This window comes from Alkalibacterium sp. 20, from assembly GCF_001885615.1.
Taxonomy (GTDB): Bacteria; Bacillota; Bacilli; order Lactobacillales; family Carnobacteriaceae_A; genus Alkalibacterium.
Genome location: NZ_LSRN01000081.1, coordinates 1 through 2,432, shown reverse-complemented (window position 1 = coordinate 2,432; position 2,432 = coordinate 1). Strand labels below are relative to the sequence as shown.

Below are 2,432 nucleotides of genomic sequence, written 5' to 3'. Positions count from 1 at the left end.
GTGAAACACCATATAAAATTAATGAAACTCCACCTACTAAAGGTAATAACATTCTCCAATTGATATTTTTCATCAAAGCCCTCCTAAGTTTAAAATGTTATATCCATATATCTGGTGTAAGTTTGATTAAAGAATTTTTAGCTATACTATCTAAATGTAGCTTCGTATACAGTACTAATATTAGAGATTGGAAAACCTTCTGTCAATGTAACTCTTGCCCCACCACTATAGCGCCCAGCTTGGATAAATTTACTTACTCCATTAGCACCAGCATTAATATTATTAGCTAATACATTCGAAGCTACTAATCCGAGCAAGGACCCTACAATTCCTCCGAAAGCGTGACCTCCAACCGTTCCAAAAACTCTTAAAGATGTTGCAGTACCATTCATTTCACTACGTAATGCATTGAGACCCGCACGTGACCTAGCGAAGGAATTAACTCCCCCTCTAACAAACTTGGTTTGATAACTGGAAGTAGCATTAACCATAACTTCTACTTCTGCTCCTTCATACAGTTCTTTTTCGAGATTTGCTGACTCTTCTGCGTGAACATTTAGATTACCAAACAATAAAAACAAACCAAGTACGGGTAATAACATCAACAATAGTTTTTTCATAGTTGTGTAATTCCCTCCCTTAGGGTATATTGTGAATAAACGGACAAAGCAATAATAGCACATTAAAATAAACAAATATATATAATGTTAGAAAGAAGGATATACAGTATGAGTAAATACAAAAAAAAATTTTTAGGATTTTTGTTTTTGTTAATATTTGGCTTTTGTTTATATATTGTCTACTTGTATCGAGATATAACGGCTATCAATGAAGCCATTGCTCAAGAGGGATGGAATCAATCAATTGAAAGTGAAAGAACGAGCTTTGATACCAAAAGAGGAACATTCTATAAACAGATTACGTACCAAGATTCAGAGGGAATTGATTACTATTATTATGTAAATAGAAATCCTAAAGACGATAGTGAAATAGTTTTTTCTGCTGCATATGATGAGGAGAATGTAGGTATAGATGATCCAACCATACCATATCAGTTTCAGTATCCTGAATAGATTTAATTATCTCCATAGTACGTAATTATAAGACGAACGATTTGTGACGGAATAAATACTATTAACTTTTATTTAATACATAAAATCTTATAAAGTCATGTATTTTGAACCTTGTTAAAACAAGGTTCTTTTTTTATTAATCAAACACAATGCTTATGTTAATAATGGTATTCTAAGAAACAGTACAAACGTTGCTTTATCGTTGCTTTGTTTAAAAACTTAATTTGACAAACTAAGTTATTATTGAGTTTGTCATATAAAAGGCTTCTTAAAGTAAGATAAATCTTACTTTAAGAAGCCTTTAACAACAATCTAGTATTGGATACCTTTTAATGCAAAAGACTTACGCCCATAATAAAAACACTAAGTAATTTCTATCCAGTACTCTCAGATTGGCTTTTAAATTTATAAACTAAAAATTTATTTATTTCGTAAATTAAGAAGAATAAAAATAATGTGAAAGCGTTACTGACATTTAAAGTATGAATTGCGTTACCGAAAACTATAACAAAAAAGGTCAATGTAGAATATTCTGTTTTTTTTGCAGTTGTAGTATTCGACCATTTTGGAAAATAAGCAACTAGTATATTTCTTAAAAATAACGACGTTATAAGAAGGATCATGAAATATAATAATGAGAAATTTTCATCCAATGTAATAGAGAAGATACTCAGGAATAGTGTGAAGACTATGATATCACCTATTAAGCTTTTCTTATACATTCTATAGTCCCCTTTTAATTTAATGCATTAGCACCTGTAGTAAAACTGTCTTGATGAGTTCCAAATTTTAAGTCGCCACCAAGATGTCCAACGCCTAGTGTCATCACCTGGTTATATCTAACAGTAAATCTAGCTGTTCTTCCACTTTTAGTACCTTGACGTGTAACATTAGTTGTTCTTTGGGAGAAAGCTGCTCCAAAGTTTCCATAAATTGCATGCGAAGGAGTCCCTACTGAAGTGATATTAAAAGTTCTTGTATCCCAAGAAAAGTTACCACTCACGACACTTCTCCATTCTTTAGTATGCAGATTTAAAGTAGTTTCTCTATAAGTATGCAGGAAATTTCTAGACACATTTCTACCTTGTATATTACTTGATGCTGTCATGAAAAAAGCATCTTGTCCAAAGAAATTACTATATTTTGTCATTGGTTCTTCTTCAGAGTATGAAAGATTTAACTCATTATCTGTAGTATATTCGTGAATAGCTTTATAGTTTTTTGACTTATGCAGTGGGGTAACATAATCAATAAATTCTGTTGTTACAATATTACCATTTTTATCTAAGACCTCTAGACCTTCAATATGTATAAATGAATCATCAATAAAAGATTTGTATACTTCGCTAACTTCTGTTG

The 2,432-nt window shown here is 31.2% G+C and carries 3 protein-coding genes; 1 reads left to right on the top strand and 2 read right to left on the bottom strand.

What is annotated here, in order from left to right; genetic code table 11:
• Positions 1-146: 146 nt before the first annotated feature.
• The gene (locus AX762_RS11325) at positions 147-620 is read right to left on the bottom strand and encodes a hypothetical protein (RefSeq protein WP_071849240.1); all 474 of its coding nucleotides are present in this window, start codon (positions 618-620) and stop codon (positions 147-149) included.
• A 108-nt stretch (positions 621-728) separates the two neighbouring features.
• Between AX762_RS11325 and AX762_RS11320 the strand changes: the two genes are divergently transcribed.
• Entirely contained in the window at positions 729-1,073 is a 345-nt protein-coding gene (locus AX762_RS11320; protein ID WP_071849239.1) for a DUF3139 domain-containing protein, read from the top strand.
• A gap of 736 nt (positions 1,074-1,809) precedes the next feature.
• Here AX762_RS11320 and AX762_RS12875 read toward each other — a convergent pair.
• The coding region (locus AX762_RS12875; protein ID WP_177244105.1) for a hypothetical protein at positions 1,810-2,432 on the bottom strand (623 nt) is incomplete at its 5' end.